Annotated in this window: 23 protein-coding genes; all 23 read right to left on the reverse strand. The window is 67.6% G+C overall.

The window, feature by feature from the left end; genetic code table 11:
• Positions 1–57: 57 nt before the first annotated feature.
• Complete coding sequence (gene fabZ / locus VGE03_RS11780; protein WP_331046665.1) at positions 58–522, reverse strand: 3-hydroxyacyl-ACP dehydratase FabZ; 465 nt, start codon at positions 520–522, stop codon at positions 58–60.
• On the reverse strand, positions 519–1,535 hold the full coding sequence (gene lpxD / locus VGE03_RS11785) for a UDP-3-O-(3-hydroxymyristoyl)glucosamine N-acyltransferase (protein ID WP_331046666.1): 1,017 nt from the start codon (positions 1,533–1,535) through the stop codon (positions 519–521). The genes fabZ and lpxD overlap by 4 nt, the downstream gene beginning before the upstream one ends.
• Before the next feature lie 16 nt (positions 1,536–1,551).
• A complete protein-coding gene (locus VGE03_RS11790) occupies positions 1,552–2,139 on the reverse strand; it encodes an OmpH family outer membrane protein (protein WP_331046667.1) in 588 nt (195 codons plus the stop codon).
• A 34-nt stretch (positions 2,140–2,173) separates the two neighbouring features.
• Positions 2,174–4,546 carry an outer membrane protein assembly factor BamA gene (gene bamA, locus VGE03_RS11795; RefSeq protein WP_331046668.1) on the reverse strand — a complete coding sequence of 791 codons (2,373 nt, stop codon included), beginning with the start codon at positions 4,544–4,546 and terminating at the stop codon, positions 2,174–2,176.
• 101 nt (positions 4,547–4,647) lie between these two features.
• Entirely contained in the window at positions 4,648–5,862 is a 1,215-nt protein-coding gene (locus VGE03_RS11800; RefSeq protein WP_331046669.1) for an RIP metalloprotease, read from the reverse strand.
• 23 nt (positions 5,863–5,885) lie between these two features.
• Positions 5,886–7,082, reverse strand: a complete 1,197-nt coding sequence (dxr, locus tag VGE03_RS11805) for a 1-deoxy-D-xylulose-5-phosphate reductoisomerase (protein ID WP_331046670.1) — start codon at positions 7,080–7,082, stop codon at positions 5,886–5,888.
• Positions 7,079–7,906 carry a phosphatidate cytidylyltransferase gene (locus VGE03_RS11810; RefSeq protein WP_331046671.1) on the reverse strand — a complete coding sequence of 276 codons (828 nt, stop codon included), beginning with the start codon at positions 7,904–7,906 and terminating at the stop codon, positions 7,079–7,081. The genes dxr and VGE03_RS11810 overlap by 4 nt, the downstream gene beginning before the upstream one ends.
• The gene (gene uppS / locus VGE03_RS11815; RefSeq protein ID WP_331046672.1) at positions 7,906–8,649 is read right to left on the reverse strand and encodes a polyprenyl diphosphate synthase; all 744 of its coding nucleotides are present in this window, start codon (positions 8,647–8,649) and stop codon (positions 7,906–7,908) included. The genes VGE03_RS11810 and uppS overlap by 1 nt, the downstream gene beginning before the upstream one ends.
• A 30-nt stretch (positions 8,650–8,679) precedes the next feature.
• Positions 8,680–9,237, reverse strand: a complete 558-nt coding sequence (gene frr, locus VGE03_RS11820; protein ID WP_331046673.1) for a ribosome recycling factor — start codon at positions 9,235–9,237, stop codon at positions 8,680–8,682.
• Between the two features lie 30 nt (positions 9,238–9,267).
• On the reverse strand, positions 9,268–10,011 hold the full coding sequence (gene pyrH / locus VGE03_RS11825; protein ID WP_331046674.1) for a UMP kinase: 744 nt from the start codon (positions 10,009–10,011) through the stop codon (positions 9,268–9,270).
• A gap of 89 nt (positions 10,012–10,100) precedes the next feature.
• Positions 10,101–10,649 carry a surface-adhesin E family protein gene (locus VGE03_RS11830; protein ID WP_331046675.1) on the reverse strand — a complete coding sequence of 183 codons (549 nt, stop codon included), beginning with the start codon at positions 10,647–10,649 and terminating at the stop codon, positions 10,101–10,103.
• Between the two features lie 24 nt (positions 10,650–10,673).
• Positions 10,674–12,353 (reverse strand): ribonuclease J, encoded by a 1,680-nt coding sequence (locus VGE03_RS11835; protein WP_331046676.1) that lies wholly within the window; start codon positions 12,351–12,353, stop codon positions 10,674–10,676.
• The gene (locus VGE03_RS11840; RefSeq protein WP_331046677.1) at positions 12,350–13,132 is read right to left on the reverse strand and encodes a type III pantothenate kinase; all 783 of its coding nucleotides are present in this window, start codon (positions 13,130–13,132) and stop codon (positions 12,350–12,352) included. The genes VGE03_RS11835 and VGE03_RS11840 overlap by 4 nt, the downstream gene beginning before the upstream one ends.
• Positions 13,129–13,878 (reverse strand): biotin--[acetyl-CoA-carboxylase] ligase, encoded by a 750-nt coding sequence (locus VGE03_RS11845; RefSeq protein ID WP_331046678.1) that lies wholly within the window; start codon positions 13,876–13,878, stop codon positions 13,129–13,131. The genes VGE03_RS11840 and VGE03_RS11845 overlap by 4 nt, the downstream gene beginning before the upstream one ends.
• Before the next feature lie 4 nt (positions 13,879–13,882).
• A complete protein-coding gene (nuoN, locus tag VGE03_RS11850; RefSeq protein WP_331046679.1) occupies positions 13,883–15,328 on the reverse strand; it encodes an NADH-quinone oxidoreductase subunit NuoN in 1,446 nt (481 codons plus the stop codon).
• Between the two features lie 7 nt (positions 15,329–15,335).
• On the reverse strand, positions 15,336–16,814 hold the full coding sequence (locus VGE03_RS11855; protein ID WP_331046701.1) for an NADH-quinone oxidoreductase subunit M: 1,479 nt from the start codon (positions 16,812–16,814) through the stop codon (positions 15,336–15,338).
• Between the two features lie 11 nt (positions 16,815–16,825).
• Positions 16,826–18,895 (reverse strand): NADH-quinone oxidoreductase subunit L, encoded by a 2,070-nt coding sequence (nuoL, locus tag VGE03_RS11860; RefSeq protein ID WP_331046680.1) that lies wholly within the window; start codon positions 18,893–18,895, stop codon positions 16,826–16,828.
• A gap of 2 nt (positions 18,896–18,897) precedes the next feature.
• The gene (gene nuoK / locus VGE03_RS11865; protein ID WP_331046681.1) at positions 18,898–19,206 is read right to left on the reverse strand and encodes an NADH-quinone oxidoreductase subunit NuoK; all 309 of its coding nucleotides are present in this window, start codon (positions 19,204–19,206) and stop codon (positions 18,898–18,900) included.
• Positions 19,206–19,832 carry an NADH-quinone oxidoreductase subunit J gene (locus VGE03_RS11870; protein ID WP_331046682.1) on the reverse strand — a complete coding sequence of 209 codons (627 nt, stop codon included), beginning with the start codon at positions 19,830–19,832 and terminating at the stop codon, positions 19,206–19,208. Before VGE03_RS11870 ends, nuoK begins: the two co-directional genes overlap by 1 nt.
• A 180-nt stretch (positions 19,833–20,012) precedes the next feature.
• Complete coding sequence (gene nuoI / locus VGE03_RS11875; protein ID WP_331046683.1) at positions 20,013–20,504, reverse strand: NADH-quinone oxidoreductase subunit NuoI; 492 nt, start codon at positions 20,502–20,504, stop codon at positions 20,013–20,015.
• Complete coding sequence (locus tag VGE03_RS11880; RefSeq protein ID WP_331046684.1) at positions 20,501–20,722, reverse strand: hypothetical protein; 222 nt, start codon at positions 20,720–20,722, stop codon at positions 20,501–20,503. The genes nuoI and VGE03_RS11880 overlap by 4 nt, the downstream gene beginning before the upstream one ends.
• Positions 20,719–20,946 (reverse strand): hypothetical protein, encoded by a 228-nt coding sequence (locus tag VGE03_RS11885; protein ID WP_331046685.1) that lies wholly within the window; start codon positions 20,944–20,946, stop codon positions 20,719–20,721. The genes VGE03_RS11880 and VGE03_RS11885 overlap by 4 nt, the downstream gene beginning before the upstream one ends.
• Entirely contained in the window at positions 20,946–22,010 is a 1,065-nt protein-coding gene (nuoH, locus tag VGE03_RS11890) for an NADH-quinone oxidoreductase subunit NuoH (protein ID WP_331046686.1), read from the reverse strand. The genes VGE03_RS11885 and nuoH overlap by 1 nt, the downstream gene beginning before the upstream one ends.
• Between the last annotated feature and the right edge of the window lie 2 nt (positions 22,011–22,012).

Genomic DNA, 22,012 nt, shown 5'->3' on the forward strand with positions numbered 1-22,012 from the left:
CGACGCCGTCGGCCAGACGGGCGCTCGCATCGACCTGGGCTGTCGGATGAATGGCCATCAGGACGCCGGCTGATCCACCTTGACGACCATGGCCATGAACTCGGCCTCGGCCGCCAGCTTGCCGTCGATGAAGGTCTCGCCACGGAACTTGAACGCGTCGCCGCGCGCCTTGATCACCTTCACCTCCATGCGCAGCTGGTCGCCCGGCCGCGCCGGCTTGCGGAAGCGCACGCCGTCGATGGACATGAACATGATGACCTTGTCGGCCACGGCGACGTCCAGCGTCTTGGACATCAGCAGGGCGCCGGTCTGGGCCATGGCCTCGACGATCAGCACGCCCGGCATGACCGGATCGATCGGGAAGTGGCCCGGGAAGAACGGCTCGTTGTGCGTCACGTTCTTGATGCCGGTGATCGAGGTGGCGGGCACGAAGGCCTCGGCCTTGTCGACCAGCAGGAAGGGGTAGCGGTGCGGCAGCCGCCGCATCACCTCGGCGTAATCGATGTTGACGTCTTCGCTCATTCTTCCGTCTTCCCGCGCGGTTTGCCCTGGGCCTGTTTGGACACCCAGACGGTCTCGCGCAAGAATTGCCGAATGGGTTTGGCGGGATAACCCGACCAGGTCTCGCCGGGCGGCACATCGGCCAGAAGTCCGGCTCCACCGGCGATCCGGGCACCCTCGCCGATCTTCAGGTGGTCGCCCACGCCCGCCTGACCGCCGAAGATCACATTGTCGCCGACGACGACGGAGCCGGAGATTCCCGTCTGCGCCGCGATCAGACAGTTCCGGCCGATGACGCAGTTGTGGGCGATCATGACCAGGTTATCGATCTTGGTGTTCTCGCCCACGACCGTGTCGTCGAAGGCGCCCCGGTCGATGCAGGAGTTGGCGCCGACCGTGACCCCGTCCTGCAGGATCACGCGCCCCAGCTGCGGCACGTCGACCGGACCGGTCTTCGATCCCGCCGCGCCGAAGCCCGCCTCGCCGATGCGGACGCCCGCATACAGCTTCACACGGTCGCCGATCAGGGCGAAGCCGACGGTGACGTTCGGGCCGATCTGGCAGTTGCGTCCGATCTGCACGCCCGGACCGATGACGGTGTTGGCGCCGATCCGGGTCCCGCGGCCGATGCGGACGCCCTCGCCCAGGATCACGCCGGGCTCAAGCACGACACTGTCGTCCTCGACGGCGTCGGCGCGGTTCGCCGCCTGATCGAGGGTGATCGGGCTGTGGAACAGCAACGACGCCGCGGCCCAGGCGGCCTGCGGCGTGGTCGAGACCAGCAGGGCGGCCCCTTCCGGCGCGAGCTCCACCGCCGCCGGCGGCAGGATCACGCAGCCGGCGCGGGTGGCCTTCAGCTGTTCAGCGAATTTGCGGTCGCCCATGAAGGCGACGTCGCGCGATGAGGCGGTCCCCAAAGGCGCAACGGCGGAGACCTTCCGGTCTCCGCCGCGCGCGACTTCGGCCCCGATCCTTTCGCCCAGCCCGGCGACGTCCAGCGTCGTCAGGCTCTCGAAAAATCGCGGGTCAGGCATTGTCCCGTCCGCAGCCTTACTGCTGCAGTTCGGCCGGAACCGGGCTGCGGTTGAAGGCCGGGAGCGACGGCAGGGCCTGGTTCAGGCGCTGCACGGCCATCGGGGTGATGTCCATGGCCGGGTTGGCGGCCAGGATGGTGTTGCCGTCAAGCAGGACGCTGCAGCCGCGTTCGGCGTACAGGGCGGCCACGATCGGACGGGCGGCGGTGACGATGGTCTGGGTCTGCAGACGCTCGGTGTAGCGCAGCTCGTTGGTGCGGGTCTGCTCCAGCTGCTGGGCTTCCTGCAGGCGCTGCTGCCAGGCGCGGGCGCGCGAGCCGTCCGGATCAGCAGCCTGACCGCCTTGCTGCAGGGCGGCGGCTTCGGTTTCCAGCGCGGCGCTGTACGGAGACAGTTCGCCCTGAACTTCCTGGGCCAGGCGTTGCAGGCCGGAGGCCAGCGACTGGCCGGCGGTGCTGCTGGCGAGCAGGGCTTGCGGGCTGTAGATGCAGACGCCCGTGACGACCGGACCGTGGGTCAGCGGCGGCGGGGTTTGCGACTGGGCCGAGGCCGTGCCGGCGGTCAGGGCGGCGAGGGCGAAGGCGCCCAGAGCGATCAGTTTCATAGTCAGGCCTTTGGTGCGGGACCGGGTCCCGCGGTTAGAATTGGGTGGAGGTCGAGAAGCGGAAGGACTCGGTCTTGTCGTACTCTTCCTTGCCGAGGACCTTGCTGATGTCGAACCGGATCGGGCCCATCGGCGAACGCCAGTGGATGCTGACGCCGGCAGAGGCGCGGAGCTCCAGGTCGTCGACGATGTTCGAGTCCGGGTTACCCGAGGCGTTGACCGTATAGCGGTCGTCCAGAACGCCCAGGGTGCCCACGTCGGCGAACAGCGAAGTGCGGATGCCGTATTCTTCCGGCAGATAGTTGGGGACCGTCAGTTCCAGCGTGCCGATGACGTAGAAGTTGCCGCCCAGCGCGTCAGTGGTGGTCAGGTCCCGGGGACCGATACCCGCGGTTTCGAAGCCGCGGAAGCTGTTGCCGCCCTTGAAGAAGCGGTCGTTGATCCGCACCGGATCCCCGCCCCAACCCGACACATAGCCGGTCTGGGCCTGGGCCGTGACGATCCAGTTGGGGGCGATGCCCCAATAGGCCGACACTTCGGCTTCGGTCTTGATGTAGTTCACGTCGCCGCCGATGCCGGCGAAGTCCTGACGCAGGGTGCCGGTCCAGCCGCGGGTCGGGCGGATCGGATCGTTCCGGCGGTCGACCAGCAGGGTGTAGCCCGCCGACGAGTTCAGGAACGAACCCACCTGGTCGCACAGGGCGGTCGAGCCCGCGCCGGTCGAGGTGCAGTAGCCCGACGGCACGATGATCTCGTCGCTCTTCAGGAAGTAGCGGGTGCTGAGCAGGGTGTAGCCGTTCAGCGGATACGACAGGCGCACGCCGCCGCCGGTCGAGCGGTAGTCGTACGACGAATACTCGCTCAGGTCATAGCGCGAGTGGAAGGCGTCGAAGCCGGCGCGCAGGTCGCGGCCCAGGAATTTCGGCTCCGTGAAGCGGAAGTCGATCTGCTGGCGCAGCGAACCCCACTCCAGACGGGCGACCACGTTCTGGCCGCGGCCGCGGAAGTTCCGCTCGGTGATGCCCAGGTTCAGCACGAAGGAGTCGACCGAGCTGAAGCCCGCGCCGACCGACAGTTCGCCGGTGGGCTGTTCCTGCACGGTGACGTTGACGATCGAGCGGTCCGGAGCCGAGCCGCGCGCTTCCTCGACGGTCACGTCCTTGAAGAAGCCCAGCGCACGCAGGTTGTTGCGCGAACGCTCCAGCAGGGTGCGGTTGAAGGCGTCGCCCTCGCTCAGCATCATCTCGCGACGGATGACGTTGTCCAGGGTGCGGGTGTTGCCGACCACATTGATGCGATCGACGTAGACGCGCTGGCCTTCACGGATGTTGAAGGTCACGTCGACCGTGTTGGTCTCGGCGTTGGCGCGGTACTCCGGCTCGATCTCGACGAAGGCGTAGCCGGCCGAACCGGCGGCGAACGTCAGGGCGTCCACCGCAGTCTCGATCTTGTCGCTCTCGTAGAGGTCGCCCTCGCTGATCGGCAGCAGGCGCTTCAGGAAGTCCGGGTTCAGGCGGTCGTTCTCGGTCACGATGTTCACCGTGCCGAAATTGTACCGGTCGCCCTCGTCCACCGTCATGGTGATGGCGAAGCTGGAATCATCCGGCGCCAGCTCCGACACCGCAGACAGCACGCGGAAGTCGTAGTAGCCGCGGTTCGTATAGAACTTACGCAGCTGCTCCCGGTCGTAGTCCAGGCGGTTCGGGTCGTAGTTGTCGTTGGTCGTGAACAGGCGCCACCACTGCGACTGCTTGGTGACCATGACCTCGCGCAGGTCGTTGTCCGAGAAGGCGGTGTTGCCCAGGAAGGTGATCGCGCGGACGCCCGTCTCCGGGCCCTCGTTGATCTCGAACACCACGTCGACGCGGTTCTGTTCCAGCTGGACGATCTTCGGCGTCACGGTCGCGCCGATACGGCCCGACAGGCGGTACAGCTCGACGATCTTGCCCACGTCTTCCTGGATGCGGGCGCGGGTGTAGATGCCGCGGGGACGCAGGGTCACTTCCTCGGTCAGCTTTTCCTCGCCGATCGCGCTGTTCCCCTCGAACACCACCTGGTTGATGATCGGGTTTTCCACGATCTCGACGATCAGGTCGCCGTTCGGCTGCACGCCCAGCTGGACGTCGGCGAACAGCTGGGTGCGGGTCAGGGTGCGGACCGCGACGTCCAGCACGGCGGCGTCGACGACGTCGCCCGGCTGGATCGGCAGGTAGGACAGGACCGTCGTCTGGTCGATGCGCTGGTTGCCGCGCACCAGGATGCGGGCGACCTGCACACGCTCGGGACGGGCCGGAGCGGCCTGTTCCTGCGGCGCGGTCTGCACCGGCTCGGCTGCGGCCGCAGCGGCGGGCGCCGGCGCGGCGGGCGCGCTCTGGGCCAGGGCCGGACCGGCGAGGCCGGCGGCCACGACCAGCGCCAGGAGGCTAGGGCTCGCGGCGCGGGCGATACGGAGGGCGGACGCGTCTTTTTGGATCATACGGGAAACCATCGGGGGCTGGCGTCGGCTCATCAGGCGAGCCCGCCGAGGAATTTGAACAAACTCAGTTTCTGGAGGTCGTTCCAGGTTGCGAACAACATCAATCCCGCAAGCAAAGCAAGACCGACCCGGTAACCGACCTCCTGAACCCGAGCGGGGACTGGCCTGCGCGCCACAGCCTCATAGCCGTAGAACATCAGGTGGCCCCCATCGAGGACGGGAATCGGAAGCAGATTAACAATACCCATTCCGATCGAAACTATGGCGGCGAACTGCAGATAGGTCAGCAGCAGGTTCAGCATCAGGATCGCGGGCGGGGCTTCATAGGCGATGGCCTGCTTGGTCACGCCGCCGGCCGCCTTGGCGATGCCCAGCGGGCCGTTCAGCATGTCGCCGGATTCCTTGCCGACGAAGATGCGGCCGATATAGCGGAAGGTGGCGCTGACCACGGACACCATGGTGTCGGCGCCCTTGCCCACCGCCTCGACTGGGTTCAGGCGGCGGAACTGGTAGTCCTGCGGCAGCGGGGACAGACGCAGGCCCGCCCGGGACACCCAGGCGCGACCGGCCACGTCGCTCTCCTCCAGCACCCGCACCGGCGTCGCCGTCAGCTGCAGGGTGCGGCCGCCGCGCTCGACCGTGAAGGTCAGCGGATCATTGGCCGACAGCAGGATGGTCTGGGTGACCTCGTTGCTCTCCTGCACGGGGCGGCCGTTGATCGCGGTGATCAGGTCGCGCGGCTGGAAGCCGGCGGCGGCTGCGGGGCTTCCCGGAACCACCTGGAACACCCGCGGGGCCTCGATCCGCTCGCCGATGACGCTGAACAGCAGGGTCAGCAGCACCAGCGCCAGGGCGAAATTCGACAGAGGACCGGCCGCGACGATCAAGGCGCGCTGCCAGACCGGCTTGAAGTGGAAATAGTCCTTCACGGCGGCGGGGCCGTGCTCGGCGATGACGCGGGATTTCAGCTCGTCCAGACCGGCCTGGTCCGGAACGCTGGACGCATCCAGGTCGCCCGAGAATTTCACATAGCCGCCCAGCGGGATCCAGCCGACCCGCCATTCTACCCCGTGCCGGTCGGTCCGGCTCAGCAACGCCTTGCCGAAACCGATCGAGAACCGGTCAATCTTCACCTTGAACGCGCGCGCGACGAGGAAATGTCCCAGCTCATGGATGGTGACGATGAACGTCAGCAGCACCAGGAACGGCACGATGTAGAGCAGCGCCTGGCCGATAAAGCCCGTCATGCCGAAAAGGAATCCTCCGCCGTTCAGGCCGCTGCTGCGAGACCCCGAACGATCGATTCCGCTGTCCTGCGCGCCTGCGCGTCCACGGCCAGGGCCGCGTCGCAGGCGCTGTCGGAACCGGAATCCACCCCCGAAGCCGTCACGCGCGACAAGGTGTCGGCGACGACTGCGGCAATATTTAGAAAGCCCAGTCGGCGGTCAAGGAAGGCCAGCGCCGACACCTCGTTGGCGGCGTTGAAGACGATGGGGGCCACGCCCCCCGCCTCCAGCGCCTGCCGGGCCAGTCGCAGCATGGGGAAACGGGTCTCGTCGGGCGCCTCGAACGTCAGACGGCCCAGCGCCGCCAGATCCAGGCGCGGCGCCGCCCAGGCGATCCGATCTGGCCAGGCCAGGGCGCAGGCGATCGGCGTCTTCATGTCCGGCGGCCCCATCTGGGCCAGGGTCGAGCCGTCGACGGTCTCGACCATGCTGTGAATGATCGATTCCGGATGCACCACGACGTCGATCTTCGCGGCGGGCATGTCGAACAGATAGGCCGCCTCGATCATTTCGAGGCCCTTGTTGGCCATGCTGGCGCTGTCGACCGAGATCTTGGCCCCCATGCTCCAGTTGGGATGGGCGACCGCCTGCTCCGGCGTGATGGCGGCCATCTCGGCCGCGGGGGTGGTGCGGAACGGCCCGCCCGACGCCGTCAGGGTCAGCTTCGCCACCTGTTCAGGGGCCGCGTGCGGGAAGACCTGGAAAATGGCCGAATGCTCGGAATCCACAGGGATCAGCCGCCCGCCGGACGCCTTGACCCGTTCAATCAGGGCCGGGCCGCAGCAGACCAGGCTCTCCTTGTTGGCCAGCGCCAGGGTCGCGCCGGTGCCCGCCGCCGCCCAGGCCGAGCGCAGACCCGCCGCCCCGACGATGGAGGCCATGACCCAGTCTGCCGGGCGGGAGGCCGCCTCGGTGATCGCCGCCTCGCCCGCCGCGGCCTCGACGCCGCTGCCGGACAGGGCGTCACGAAGTTCATCCAGACGGGCCGGATCGGCCGTGACGGCCACCTTCGGTTTCCAGCGGCGGGCCTGTTCGGCCAGTCGCGCGATATTGGCCCCGCCGGTCAGGGCCTCGACCTCGAAGGCCCCTGCCCCGCCCGCCTCGGCCTGTTCCATCAGGTCCAGCGTCGAGCAGCCGACCGATCCGGTCGACCCCAGCACGGTGATGCGACGGCGGATCATCCCCCGCTCCCGTTCAGCCACAGGCTGATCAGGCGGCCGCAGGCCACCACCACGGCGGCGAACATCAGGCCGTCCACCCGGTCCAGCAGCCCGCCGTGCCCGGGGATCAGCTTTCCGGCGTCCTTGACGCCGTAGCGGCGCTTCAGGGCGGATTCCCACAGGTCCCCCGCCATGGTGGCGAAGGCGGCGGCCAGCCCCAGCAGCGCGCCCCACAGGCCGATTCCCATGTCGAGGAAGACGCCGAGCAGCGCCCCGGCGATGGCGCCGCCCACCAGCCCGCCGATGAAACCGGACCAGGTCTTGTTGGGCGAGAACCGCGGCCACAGCTTGGGACCGCCCACCGACGAGCCGACCAGATAGGCCATGCTGTCCGCGGTCCAGGTCGTCATGAAGGTGAAGATGGTCCAGTACAGGCCCATGTGCGGGTCGGCGGCGGTGTCGCCGTTGCGCAGCCAGATCAGCAGGATGGCGGGCCAGCCCAGATAGAGCACGCCGTACGAGGCATCCACGGCCTCCTGTCCCCGGCTGCGGGCGAACAAGCCCGCGGCGGCCGCGCAGAAGACCAGCATGACCAGCGCCAGCGACAGCTGGCCGACGAAGGCCGAGATCACCGCCGCGAACAGGCCCAGCCCGACGGCGGCGGCCGTCAGCCGCCAGGCCCGGGCGGCGCTCATCATCGCCCATTCGATCGCCAGCAGGGCGCAGGCGATCAGCATGATGCCCAGGAACCAGACCCCGCCCGCCCAGATCACCAGACCGGCGGCGCCCGCCAGCACGATCCCCGACGCGGTCCTCAGACCGATTTCCCGCGCCGACATCGCCATCAGACGGCCACGCGGGCGGCCGGGCGACCGCCGAAGCGGCGATCCCGGTTGCGGAACTGGGCGACGACGTCGGCCAGGGCGGCCTCGCCGTAGTCGGGCCAGAGAATGTCCTGGTAGATCAGCTCGGCGTAGGCGGCTTCCCACAGCAGGAAGTTGGACAGCCGGTATTCGCCCGAGGTGCGGACGATCACATCCACCGGCGGCCCGCCCGCCGTCGACAACCCCTCGCCGAGCGTCGCCTCATCCAGCGGCTCGACCGCCTCGCCCGCCTTCACCCGCTCCACATAGCGGCGCGCGGCGTCGACGATGTCGGCCCGGCCGCCGTAGTTGAAGGCGACCTGCAGCAGGAATTTGTCGTTGTGGGCGGTGCTGGCCTCGGCCTTGTCGACGATCTTCGCGATATCGTCCGGCAGACCGGCGCGGCGGCCGAGGATGCGCAGCCGCACCCCTTCCTTCTCCAGCCGCTTCAGGTCGCTGCCGACATAGGTGCGGACCAGCCCCATCAGGTCGGAGACCTCATCGGCCGGTCGCTGCCAGTTCTCGGTCGAGAAGCCGAACACCGTCAGGCAGCGGATGCCCAGCTTGGGCGCCGCCTGGATGGTCCGCTTGAGCGCCTGCACCCCCTCCCGGTGCCCGATGGCGCGCGGCAGCCCGCGCGCCTCGGCCCAACGGCCGTTGCCGTCCATGATCAACGCGACATGGCGCGGCCCGGCGGGCTGGTCAGAGAAAGGTTCGGCGCTCATGCGTCGGCTATCCTATGGCAGATCGGGCCGTCAGACCTGCATGATTTCGACTTCCTTGGCCTTCAGGGCCTCGTCGATGCGCTTGATGGCCGCGTCGGTGTCCTTCTGGACGTCCGCTTCCATCTTCTTCTGTTCGTCCTGGCTGATGTCCGAGGCCTTCTCGGCCTTCTTCAGGTCGTCGTTGGCGTCGCGGCGCACGTTGCGGACGGCGATCTTCTGCTGCTCGGCGTACTTGCCGGCCAGCTTCACATATTCCTTGCGCCGCTCTTCGGTCAGCGGCGGGATCGGAATGCGCAGGGTCTGGCCGTCGACGATCGGGTTCAGGCCCAGACCGGCGGCGCGGATGGCCTTCTCGACCGACACCACCATGCCCTTGTCCCAGACGCTGACCGAGATCATGCGCGGCTCCGGCACGCTGATGGCGGCCACGGCGTTCAGCGGCGAGGTCGAGCCGTAGGCCTCGACCCGCACCGGGTCCAGCAGGCCCGCGTTGGCGCGGCCGGTGCGCAGGCCGGAGAATTCTTCCTTCAGGGCGTCGACCGCCTTGTCCATGCGGTCGCGGTAGGTCTTGAGATCGGGCTTGGCCATGATCGTTTCTCTCGGGTTCTTATAGGTTTGTCAGGCGGCCTTGCCGTCAGCGCTGATGACGGTGAAGGAGCCCTTGCCGGTCAGGGCGTTGCGGAACGAGCCGTCCTCCCGGATCGAGAAGACCACGATCGGGATGCCCGAGTCACGCATCAGGGCGACGGCCGAGGCGTCCATGACCTTCAGGTCGCGCGCCAGCACGTCGTGATAGGTCAGGGTGTCGTAACGGGTGGCCTTCGGGTCCTTCTTCGGGTCGGCGGTATAGACGCCGTCCACGCTGGTGCCCTTCAGCAGGGCGTCACAGCCCATTTCGGCGGCGCGCAGGGCCGCGCCGGAATCGGTGGTGAAGAACGGGGCGCCGACACCGGCGGCGAAGATCACCACCCGGCCCTTCTCGAGGTGACGCAGGGCGCGGCGGCGCACATAGGGCTCGGCCACGGCATTCATGGTCAGGGCGCTCTGCACGCGGGTCTGGATGCCCTGCTTCTCGAGCGCGGCCTGCATGGCCAGGGCGTTCATGACGGTCGCCAGCATGCCCATGTAGTCGGCCGAGGCGCGATCCATGTCGCCCGCCGCCTTCGACAGGCCGCGGAAGATGTTGCCGCCGCCGATGACCAGACAGATTTCAACGCCCTCGCGGGCCACCTCGGCGATGGCGCCGGCGACATCGGCCACGGTCTTCATGTCGATGCCGTAGCCCTGGTCTCCCATCAGCACTTCGCCCGAGACCTTCAGCAGGACGCGTTTGTAGCGGAACTCGGACGGAACGTCGGGCATGGGGGCAGACCTTGGGCGGGGGAATCGGCTCCTTATAGGCAGGGGGCGCGCGGGTTCAAAGTGTTTGAACCCTTCCGTCCACCTCCACGTCAGCCGCCGAGACGGGCGCGCCCGAACGGCAGCGCTTCGCGCCAGCCCGTCAACCGGGGATGGGGCGCCGCCACGTGGGACAGGCACACCGCCTGATGCAGCTCCGCCTGCAGCGATCCCGGCGCGATCCGCTCCACCGGCTCGGGCGGCAGCCACAGCACCTCGTCCCCGGCCTCGTCATAGGCCGACAGCCTCAGGCTGCGCAGGGTCCGGGCCGCGCAATCGATGTCGGCCTCGGTGATCCAGTGCGCGATCAGCCGGTCGCCCGACGGCGCCGGCGGATGGAAGACGGTGTAGTAGCGCACCCGGACCCGGTCCCCGTCGCGCTGCGCGCTCTCCACATCGACGAAATGCACAGCCCGGTTGTTCTCGGCGAACGCCTTGAGCTCGCCGGTCGGCAGCGGCAGCAGCGCGGGCCGGGACGGCCGCGCTTCCGGCACGGCCACGCCCGGAGGCGGCGGCGTGCGCCCGTCATACTCGATGATGACGGGCGGCGGGGTCTGCTGCCCCGACAGGGACAGCAGCACGGCGATCAACAGCGGCGTCATCGAATCCCCCGGTCGATGTGGCGTCTAAAGACGCAGGATGATGGTCTCGACGATCGGGCGGCGATCCCAGACCGACTGGCTGGCCTTCTTCAGGGCGCGCGCGACGGCCTGTTCGACCACCAGCTCGTCCTCGAGGGCGTCGCCCTTCAGGCCGCGCACCACCTGTTCGACGCGCTCGGCCATGCTGTCCAGGATGTCGCCCAGCGGGCTGTCCTCGTCGCCCGGCAGACCCAGCCCACGCACGTCGATGTCCGAAACGATCTTGCCGCGCTTGTCCATGGCGAAGCTGACGATCAGCACCCCGTTCGAGGCCGCGTGGCGACGCTCGCGCAGGGCCTCGCCCGCCTCCTCGACCAGCATGCCGCCGTCGACGAACAGGCGGCCCGAGGGCACCTCGTCGATGATCGCCGCCGGACCGGGGGCCAGCCGCACCATGTCGCCGTTGCGGGGCGTGACCGTCTCCGGCACCTGCATGTCCTTGGCCAGCAGGGCGTGCTCGGCCAGGTGACGGCGCATGCCGTGGGTCGGCACGGCCACCTTCGGCCGCGCCCACTGGTACATCTGGCGCAGCTCGTCCCGGCACGGGTGGCCCGAGACGTGGATGCCGCGGTATTCCTTCTCGGTGTAGATGCGCACCCCGCGCTCCGACAGGGTGTCCTGCAGCCGGCCGATGGCCAGTTCGTTGCCCGGGATCACCCGAGACGAGAAGATACAGTGGTCGCCCGGCCCCAGCTTGATGAAGGGATGCGTCCCCTCGGCGACGCGCGACAGGGCCGCGCGGCTTTCGCCCTGGCTGCCGGTGCACAGGTACAGGATCTCGTCCGCCGGCCAGTGCCGCGCCTGCTCCTCCGACAGGAAGGGCTGCAGGTCCGACAGCATGCCGACCGACTTGGCCGCGGCGGTGATGCGGTGCATCGACCGGCCCGCCAGCACCACGCGGCGCCCGGCGGCCTCGGCGGCGCGAATGACGCTGTCCATCCGGGCCACGTTCGAGGCGAAACAGCCCACGGCCACCCGGCCCTTCAGGCCCGAGATCAGCTCGGCCAGCGCGACCTTCACATCGCCTTCCGACCCCGCCACGCCTTCCTGGAAGACGTTGGTCGAGTCGCAGACCATGGCGAGCACGCCCTCGTCGCCGAGGCGTTTGATCGTGTCCACGTCGGTCCGCTCGCCCACGACCGGATCGTTGTCGATCTTCCAGTCGCCGGTGTGCAGCACCGTGCCCAGCGGGGTCTTGATGGCCAGGCCGTTCGGCTCGGCGATCGAGTGGGTGATGGTCACCATCTCCACATGGAACGGCCCCAGGTCGATGGTCCCGCCCAGCGGCACCTCGTGCAGGGTCACCCGGTCCAGCAGGCCCGCGTCGCGCAGCTTCTCGCGGATCAGGAAGGCGGTGAACGGCGTGGCGTACAACGGCGCCTTGATGCGCGGCCACAGCCAGCCCAGCGCGCCGATGTGGTCCTCGTGCGCGTGCGTCAGCACGATGCCGAGGATGTCCTCGCCTTCCAGATAGGTCGGATCGGGCACGATCACATCGACGCCGGGAGTCGAGTTGTCGCCGAAGGTCACGCCGACGTCGACGACGATCCACTGGCGGTTCGCCGCCGGACCGAAGCCGTAGGCGTTCAGGTTCATGCCGATCTCGTTCGAGCCGCCCAGCGGCAGGAAGACGAGTTCGTTGTCTTTGGATTTGTTCTTGGTCATTGGCCCGTGATGTGGGTGTTCCGCCGCCAGATTTCGAGCAGGCCGCGGATGGTCAGGTCCGGATCGAACCGGTCGATGCTGTCGGTCGCGCCTTCGAACAGGGAGACCACGCCCCCGGTTCCGATGACGGTCATGGGCTTGCCCCACTCGGCCTTGATCCGGGCCACGAGGCCCTCGATCAGGGCGATATAGCCCCAGAACACGCCCGATTGCATGTTCGAGACGGTGTCCTTGCCGATCACCTTGTCCGGCTTCTGGATGGCGATGCGGGGCAGCATGGCCGCCGCCTCGTGCAGGGCCTGCAGGCTCAGGTTCACGCCCGGGGCGATGATCCCGCCCTCGAAGGCGCCGTCGGCGGCGATGACGTCGAAGGTCGTGGCCGTGCCGCTGTCGATGACGATCAGGTCGCCCGGATACAGCAGGTGCGCCCCGATGGCGTTGACCAGCCGGTCCGCCCCCGCCTCGCTCGGCTTCAGGATGCGCACCGGAATGCCCAGATCGACATTGTCCCCGATCACCAGCGGCTCGGCCGACAGATAGCGACGCGACAGGTTGCGCAGGTTGAAGATCGACTGCGGCACCACGGACGAGATGATGCACCCCGTCAGGTCCGCCAGCGTCAGCCCCCGGGTGGTCAGCAGTTGCGCCAGCCAGACCGCGTATTCATCGGCCGTCCGCTGCGAGTCCGTGGACGCGCGCCACTGGGCGATCCATTCGGCGCCGTCGTGGACGGCGAACAGCGTATTGGTGTTGCCCTGTTCGATCGCCAGCAGCATCACGCGGTCTCCCCGAAGAACACATCTCCCGCCGAGATAAGACGCAGCGAGCCGTCCGCCAGCCTCAGCCGCAGCGCGCCGTCGGCGGCGACGCCCTCGGCGCGGCCCTCGACCGTCTCATGCCCCAGCCGCGCCACCGCGGGACCGTCCAGCCCCGGCGTCCGCGCCGCCCAGGCGTCCAGGATCGGCTGGAAGCCCAGCGTCTCCCAGCGGTTCACCCAGATGTCGAAGGCCTCGGCCAGCTCCTGCGCCGCGCGCTCCACCGGCGGCGGGGCGGCGTGATCGGCGGACAGGTGCTGCGACAGGGCGGCGGCCGGCCGCTCGGTGCCCTGCGGGGCCTCGGCCAGGTTCACCCCGATGCCGACGGCCAGCCACAGGCCGCCGCCCGCATGGGCGCCGGATTCTACAAGGATGCCGCAGGCCTTCTGGCCCGCCAGCATCACGTCATTGGGCCATTTGATCGTCACCACGGACGGCGGCGCATAGCGGTCCAGCAGGTCCGCCACGGCGAGGGCCGCGATGAAGGTCACCTGCGCCGCCTCGGCGGGCGGCTTGCGGGTGGTGGTCAGCAGGGTGCTGAACAGATTGCCGGTGTCGCCTTCCCACGCCCTGCCCCGCCGGCCGCGACCGGCGGTCTGGCGCCGGGCCGCGATCCACAGCGGCCCGGTCTCGCCCGCCTCGGCCCGGCGTCGGGCCTCGGCGTTGGTGGAATCGATCTGGTCGAGCAGCAGGACCGGAGCGGCCGCCACGAACTCAGCCGACCCCGAAGCCCGTCGCGGCGCGCGCGGCCAGCGGAACCAGCCACGGCAGGGCCACGATGACCAGCGGGAAGGAGAAGACGGCCGCGGCCAGGGCCACGGTCTTCGCCTCGACCGGCGCGGGGTCGGTCGCCGGCAGGCCTTCCGGCGCCGGATCGAACCACATCACCTTGATGATCCGCAGGTAGTAGAAGCCGGCCACGACCGAGGCCACCAGACCGGCGGCGCCGGCCATCCAGTACCCGGCCTCGGCGGCGGCGCCGAAGACATAGTACTTGGCCCAGAAGCCCGACAGCGGCGGCATGCCCAGCACCGACAGCGACAGGATCGTCAGCGCGATGGTGGTCAGCGGACGCTCCTTCCGCAGGCCCGCCAGGTCGGCGATCTTGCGGACCGGACGGCCGTTGCGGCTCAGCGACAGCAGGATGCCGAAGAAGCCGAACTGGTCGATGATGTACAGGGTCATGAAGATCAGCATGGCCTGCACGCCCAGGGTCGTGCCCGCGGCGATGCCCAGCAGGGCGTAGCCGATGTTGGCGATCGACGAATAGGCCAGCAGGCGCTGGATGTCCTTCTGGACCAAACCGCCGAAGGCGCCGACGGCGAACGAGATCAGCGAGATCAGGATCAGCACCTGCGCCCACTGCTGGTGCGAGTTGGCGAAGGCGCCTTCCAGCGTGCGGGCGATCAGCACCATGGCCGCGACCTTCGGAGCCGAGGCGAACAGGGCCACGACCGGGGTCGGGGCGCCCTCGTACACGTCCGGGGTCCACATGTGGAACGGCGCGGCCGAGACCTTGAAGGCCAGACCCGAGATCAGGAAGACCAGACCGAACACCAGACCCATCGACGGGTTGGTCGCGGCATAGGCGGCGATGTCCTCAAAGCGCATCGAACCGGCGAAGCCGTAGATCAGGCTGGCGCCGTACAGCAGCAGGCCCGACGACAGCGCGCCCAGCACGAAATACTTCAGGCCCGCTTCCGAGGCCTTCAGGTCGTCGCGGTGGAAGGCGGCCAGCACATACAGGGCCAGCGAGTGCAGCTCGATGCCGACGTACATGGAGATCAGGTCGCCCGACGAGGCCATCATGCCCATGCCGGCCGAGGCCAGCACGATCAGGATCGGGAACTCGAAGCGGGCCACCTTCTTGCGGTGCATCCAGCCGTTGCCCAGCACGATGGCGGCGGCGCTGGACAGGAAGATCACGGCCTTGCCGTAGATCGCCAGCGGATCGGCCACATAGGCGCCGTTGAAGGCCTGGCCCCACGGACCGGTCACGGTCACGGCGGCGGCCGCGACCAGCAGGGCCACCGACAGCCACGAGACGAGGCGCGCGCTGCGCTCGCCCACGAAGGCGCCGACCATCAGCAGGACCAGGCCGCCGACGGCGAGCGTGATCTCGGGGGCCGAGAGGCGAAGGGCGGAAATCAGGTCAGGCATCATGGTCTCAGCCACCGATCGCGAGTTGATAGGCGGACGTCAGGGCGCCGACGGCGGCGTTGGTGTAGTCCAGCACCAGCCCGGGCTGGACGCCCAGCCACAGGGTGCCGAGGATCAGCGGGACGAAGATCAGCAGCTCGCGCTTGTCGATGTCCGCGATGTCCTTGAGCTTCGGATTGGTGATCTCGCCGAACATGACGTTGCGGTACAGGGTCAGCGCATAGACCGCCGAGAAGATCACGCCCGAGGCCGCCACGAAGGCCGTCCAGGTCGACACCTGGTAGATGCCGGTCATGGTCAGGATCTCGCCGATGAAGCCCGAGGTCCCCGGCAGGCCGACGTTGGCCATGGTGAACATCAGGAAGATGGCGGCGAACCACGGCATGCGCGCCGTCAGGCCGCCGTAGAAGGCGATCTCGCGGGTGTGCATCCGGTCATAGACCACGCCGACGCAGAGGAAGAGCGCGCCCGAGATCAGGCCGTGGCTCAGCATCTGGAAGATCGCGCCCTGCACGCCCTGGTCGTTGCCGGCGAAGATGCCCATGGTCACGAAGCCCATGTGGGCGACCGACGAATAGGCGATCAGCTTCTTGATGTCGGTCTGACGGAAGGCGACCAGCGAGGTGTAGACGATGGCGATGGCCGACAGCGTCCAGACCAGCGGGGCGAACATCTGCGAGGCCTGCGGGAACATGGGCAGGTTGAACAGGATGAAGCCGTAGCCGCCCAGCTTCAGCAGGATGCCGGCCAGGATGACCGAACCCGCCGTCGGCGCCTGCACGTGGGCGTCGGGCAGCCAGGTGTGCACCGGCCACATCGGCATCTTCACCGCGAACGAGGCGAAGAAGGCCAGCCACAGCAGCGGCTGCACGGTCGGCGAGAAGGCGTATTCCTTCAGTTCCGGGATGCTGGTGGTGCCGGCCTCATGGGCCATCCACAGCATGGCCAGCAGCATCAGGACCGATCCCAGCAGGGTGTACAGGAAGAATTTGTACGCCGCGTAGATCCGGTTCTGGCCGCCCCACACCCCGATGATGATGAACATCGGAACGAGGGTGCCCTCGAAGAAGATGTAGAACAGGAACAGGTCCAGCGAGGTGAAGACGCCGATGACCAGCGTCTCCAGCACGAGGAAGGCGATCATGTAGTCGCCGACCCGCTCCTTGATCGAGCTCCAGCTGGCCAGGATGCAGATCGGCATCAGGAAGGCCGTCAGCAGGACGAACAGGATCGAGATCCCGTCGACGCCCAGATGGTAGCTGGCGCCCGAGAACCAGGCGATGTGCTCGACGAATTGATAGCCGGCGCTCTTCGGGTCGAAGGTCGCGACCAGCACGACCGACACGGCCAGGACGGCCAGGGTCGTCGCCAGGGCGATCCAGCGCGCGGCGCTGTCGGAACCGCCCTTCCCGCCCAGGCGGGTCAGCAGCAGCAGGGCCGCGCCGACCAGCGGAAGGAAGGTGACGATGCTCAGGATGAAGGGGATCTGGGGCAAGATCAGGCTCCCCACGCGGTAAGGGCGAAGGCCAGGAAGAGGCAGAGACCGATGAGCATCACAAAGGCATAGAAGTAGACATAGCCGGACTGGAAGCGGGCGAGCCCGCCGGCGAATTTGCGCGACAGCCAGGCGAACCCGTTGGGCCCGCCGCCGTCGATGATCTTCACGTCGCCGACCTTCCAGAACAGGTCGCCCAGCGCCTTGGCGCCCTTCACGAACACGAAGTCATACAGCTCGTCGAAGTACCACTTGTTGTACAGGAAGGCGTGAACCGCGCTGCCCCGCTCGGCCATCCGGCGCGCCATGCCCTCCTTGAGGACATAGAGCCAGAAGGCGACGAAGGTGCCGATCAGGGTCATGACCAGCGGCGACCACTTCACCCAGGTCGGCACATTGTGCGCCTCGTGGAGCACGTGGTTGTGCGGGCCCGAGAAGATCGCGGCCTTCCAGAACTCGCCCTCGTGGTGCCCGATGAAGTGGGGCGCGAAGACCAGACCGGCGAAGACGGCGCCGACCGACAGGACCAGCAGCGGCACGATCATCACCCAGGGGCTCTCGTGCGGCTTCAGCGGGCCGTGGTGGTGGTGATCGTCATGGGCGTGATCGTCGTGGGCATGATCGTCATGCGCGGCGTGATCGTCATGCGCATGGGCATGATCATCGTGGTGCTCGTCCTTCCACACAGGCTTGTTGTGGAAGGTCATGAACACCAGACGCCACGAATAGTAGGCGGTCAGGCCGGCGGCGAGGATGCCGACGAAGAAGGCGAACAGGCCGATCGGCGAGTGGCCCGAGGCCGCGGCGGCGAAGGCGCTCTCGATGATCGCGTCCTTCGAGTAGAAGCCCGCCAGACCGCCGACGCCGGGGATGCCCAGGCCGGTGATGGCGATGGTGCCGATGGTCATCACCGCATAGGTGATCGGCAGCAGCTTCCACAGGCCGCCCATCTTCCGCATGTCCTGCTCGTGGTGCATGCCGTGGATCACCGAACCGGCGCCCAGGAACAGCAGGGCCTTGAAGAAGGCGTGCGTGAACAGGTGGAACATGGCCGCCTCATAGGCGCCCACGCCCGCGGCGAAGAACATGTAGCCGAGCTGCGAACAGGTCGAATAGGCGATGACCCGCTTGATGTCGTTCTGGGCCAGGCCGACGGTGGCGGCGAACAGGGCCGTCACGGCGCCGATGGTGGCGACGATGGCCGATGCGCCCGGCGCGTACTCGAACAGCGGCGACAGCAGGCAGACCATGTAGACGCCGGCGGTCACCATGGTGGCGGCGTGGATCAGGGCCGACACCGGGGTCGGGCCTTCCATCGCGTCCGGCAGCCAGGTGTGCAGGAAGAACTGCGCCGACTTGCCCATGGCGCCGATGAACAGCAGGAAGGCGGCCAGGTCGAGCGCCGACCAGGTGTGACCGAGGAACTCCCAGCCCTTGCCTTCCCAGGCGGCGATCATCGGGAACAGCTCGGCGAACTGGATCGTGCCGAACATCCAGAAGACGGTGAAGATGCCCAGGGCGAAGCCGAAGTCGCCGACGCGGTTGACCACGAAGGCCTTGATGGCGGCGGCGCTGGCCGAGGGCTTCTTGAACCAGAAGCCGATCAGCAGATACGACGCCAGGCCCACGCCTTCCCAGCCGAAGAACAGCTGCATGAAGTCGGCGGCGGTCACCAGCGCCAGCATGGCGAAGGTGAACAGCGACAGATAGGCGAAGAACCGCGGCTTGTCCGGGTCCTCGGCCATGTAGCCCCAGGAATAGAGGTGAACCAGCGACGAGACGCTGGTCACGACCACCAGCATGGTGGCCGACAGGGCATCGATGCGGATCGACCAGTTCGACACGAAGTCGCCGACGTGGATGAACGGCGCCAGGGTGATGGTGAAGGGCTCGAGGTGGCCCCAGGTCCACTGGCCGAAGACCGTCCAGGAGACGGCGCAGGCGAAGAACAGCAGGCCCGTGGTGATGGACTGCGAGACGATGTTGCCCAGGCGGCGGCCCGACAGGCCGACGATGGCCGCGCCGAGCAGCGGGGCGAAGATCCCGAGAGTGACGAGGAGCTGGAGGTTCACGATCAGCCCTTCATGACCGAGGCGTCGTCCACGGCGATGTCGCCGCGGTTACGGAAGAAGGTCACCAGGATGGCCAGACCGACGGCCGCTTCGGCCGCCGCGACGGTCAGCACGAACATGGCCATGATCTGCCCCGAGACCTCGTTGAGATAGGTCGAGAAGGCGACGAAATTGATGTTCACCGCCAGCAGGATCAGCTCGATCGACATCAGGATGATGATGACGTTCTTGCGGTTCACGAAGATGCCGAACACGCCGATGGTGAACAGGATGGCGGCGACCGCCAGATAGTGCTGCAGGGTGACGACCATCAGACCAGATCCTCGGGAGAAACGCCCACGCCGGTCTGGACCGACTTCACTTCCATGGCCTTCTTGGCGTCACGACCGACCTGGTCGGCGACGTTCTGGCGCTTGACGTGGGGCTTGTGGCGCAGGGTCAGGACGATGGCGCCGATCATCGCGATCAGCAGGACGATGCCCGCCGCCTGGAAGAAGTAGACGTAGTCCGTGTAGAGCACGCGGCCGATGGTCTCGATGTTCGACGCGTCGGCGTTCGGCACGGCCGGGCCCGCGGCGTCGGCGGCCACACCCGTCGTCGCGACGGTCAGCGAGATGATGACCATCTCGGCCAGCAGCACCCCGGCCACGATCACCGCCAGCGGCAGATATCGCGCGAAGCCTTCCCGCAACCCGACGAAGTCGACGTCCAGCATCATGACGACGAACAGGAACAGCACCGCGACGGCGCCGACGTAGACCACCACCAGCAGCATCGCCAGGAACTCGGCGCCCAGCAGGACGAACAGTCCCGCCGCCGTGAAGAAGGTCAGGATCAGGAAGAGAACGCTGTGCACCGGGTTCTTCGCGGTGACGACCAGAAGGGCGCTCACCACGGCAACCGCCGCCAGCACATAGAAGGCAATGCCTTGCAACATCGGAGGCCAGAGCCCCTTTCGGTTATGGGCGGCGACCCCGTTCGGAATCGCCCTCCCCGTTCAAGCGTTGCGCCCTAGACCATTTTTGCTTTGGGCCGAATGGCCCAAATCCAAAAAATGGTCCGGTGTCACTGGAGCGAAATCTGGGCCCGACGCCGGCGGCGTCGGGCCGATTTCGCTCTAGCGATAAGGCGCGTCGAGTTCCAGATTCTTGGCGATCAGCCGTTCCCAACGATCGCCGTTCGAGAGCAGCCGGTCCTTGTCGTACAGCAGTTCCTCGCGGGTCTCGGTCGTGAATTCCGAGTTCGGCCCCTCGACGATCGCGTCCACCGGGCAGGCCTCCTGGCACAGGCCGCAGTAGATGCATTTGACCATGTCGATGTCGTACCGGGTCGTGCGGCGGCTGCCGTCGGCGCGCGGTTCGGCCTCGATGGTGATCGCCTGGGCGGGGCAGATGGCCTCGCACAGCTTGCAGGCGATGCAGCGTTCCTCGCCGTTCGCATAGCGGCGCAGCGCGTGCTCGCCGCGGAAGCGCGGCGACTGCGGGTTCCGCTCGAACGGATAGTTCACCGTCATCTTGGGACGGGCCATGTACTTCAGGGTCAGGCCGAAGGCGCCGACGGCGTCGACGAGCAACGCCCCCTTCGCGGCCTGGACGATACGGTTCATCATTGTTGCGCACCTCCGGCACGCGGGCACTCGCGGGCGTAACGCTCGCTCTGTTTATCCATCGCCTCGCAGCGCTGGAGGCGTTCGGCCTCCTGACGCTCGATGCGTTCCTGCCGCTGCTGCCACTGGTAGGCGGACACCGGCATGGGTTCGTAGGGCTCCCCGGCGCAGGCGCCGAGGGTGGTCGCGGCCAGGGCGATCAGGGTCAGACGGACGATCAATGGCCCCTCCTCACCACGCGGTCGCAGCCTTCCGGCTGGTCATCGCGCTCGCTGCGGTCGTCCCGGCAGGCCGGGTGATTGCGCTCGTTGCGGTCGCGCTTGCGTTCGGCCCGGTCCAGATCGCCCATGGGCGAGCGCGCTTCCGGCTCGATCGGCCGGAAGGTGCAGCCGCCGACGACCGAAGCCGTCAGCATCAGACCGGACAGGGCGAGCGCGCGGATCATCAGTGACCCACCGCGAACACGCGCCACGCGGCGGTGACCACCACGGCCACCAGCGAGGTCGGCAGGAAGATCTTCCAGCCCAGGCGCATCAGCTGGTCGTAGCGATAGCGCGGCACGAAGCCCTTCACGATCGCGAACATCAGGAACCAGAAGACGATCTTGGCGAAGAAGGTGATCAGGTAGATCGCGTACTCCAGCCACACCGGCAGGGCGTCCAGCCAGGCCTGCGGCACGCCGGGGTTCCAGCCGCCGAAGAACAGGATGGAGATCATCGCGCACATGAAGACGATGTTCACGTACTCGCCCATCATGAAGAGCAGGTACGGGGTCGAGCTGTATTCCACCTGATAGCCGGCCACGAGTTCCGACTCGGCTTCCGGCAGGTCGAACGGCGGGCGGTTGGTCTCGGCCAGGGCCGAGACGAAGAACACCACCATCATCGGGAACAGGACGATGATCGTCGGCCAGGTGTCGGCGCCGCCGCCGAACACGAACCAGTTCCAGATGCCGCCCTTCTGGGCGTCCACGATGCCCGACAGGTTCATCGTGCCGGCCAGCAGGATGACGTTGATGATCACCAGGCCGATGGACACTTCATACGAAACCATCTGCGCCGCCGAACGCAGGGCGCCCAGGAACGGATATTTCGAGTTCGAGGCCCAGCCGCCCATGATGATGCCGTAGACGCCCAGCGAGCTGATCGCGAGCACGTACAGGATGCCGATGTTCAGGTCCGAGATGACCCAGCCCGGCGCGAACGGAATGACCGCCCACACCATGAAGGCGGTGATCACGGTGATGATCGGCGCCAGCAGGAAGATCGACTTGTCGGCGCCGGCCGGGACGACGATTTCCTTCAGCACGAACTTGATCATGTCCGCGAAGGACTGAAGCAGGCCGAAGGGACCGACGACGTTCGGGCCCTTGCGCATCTGGATGCCGGCCCAGACCTTGCGGTCGGCCAGCAGCAGGAAGGCGACGGCGACCAGCACGCCGACGACGACGAGCAGGATCGCGCCGATGGTGGCGAGGGTCCAGCCGAGAGGAGTGGTCCAGAAGTCCATAG

The organism is Brevundimonas sp. (assembly GCF_036400995.1).
Taxonomy (GTDB): domain Bacteria; phylum Pseudomonadota; class Alphaproteobacteria; order Caulobacterales; family Caulobacteraceae; genus Brevundimonas.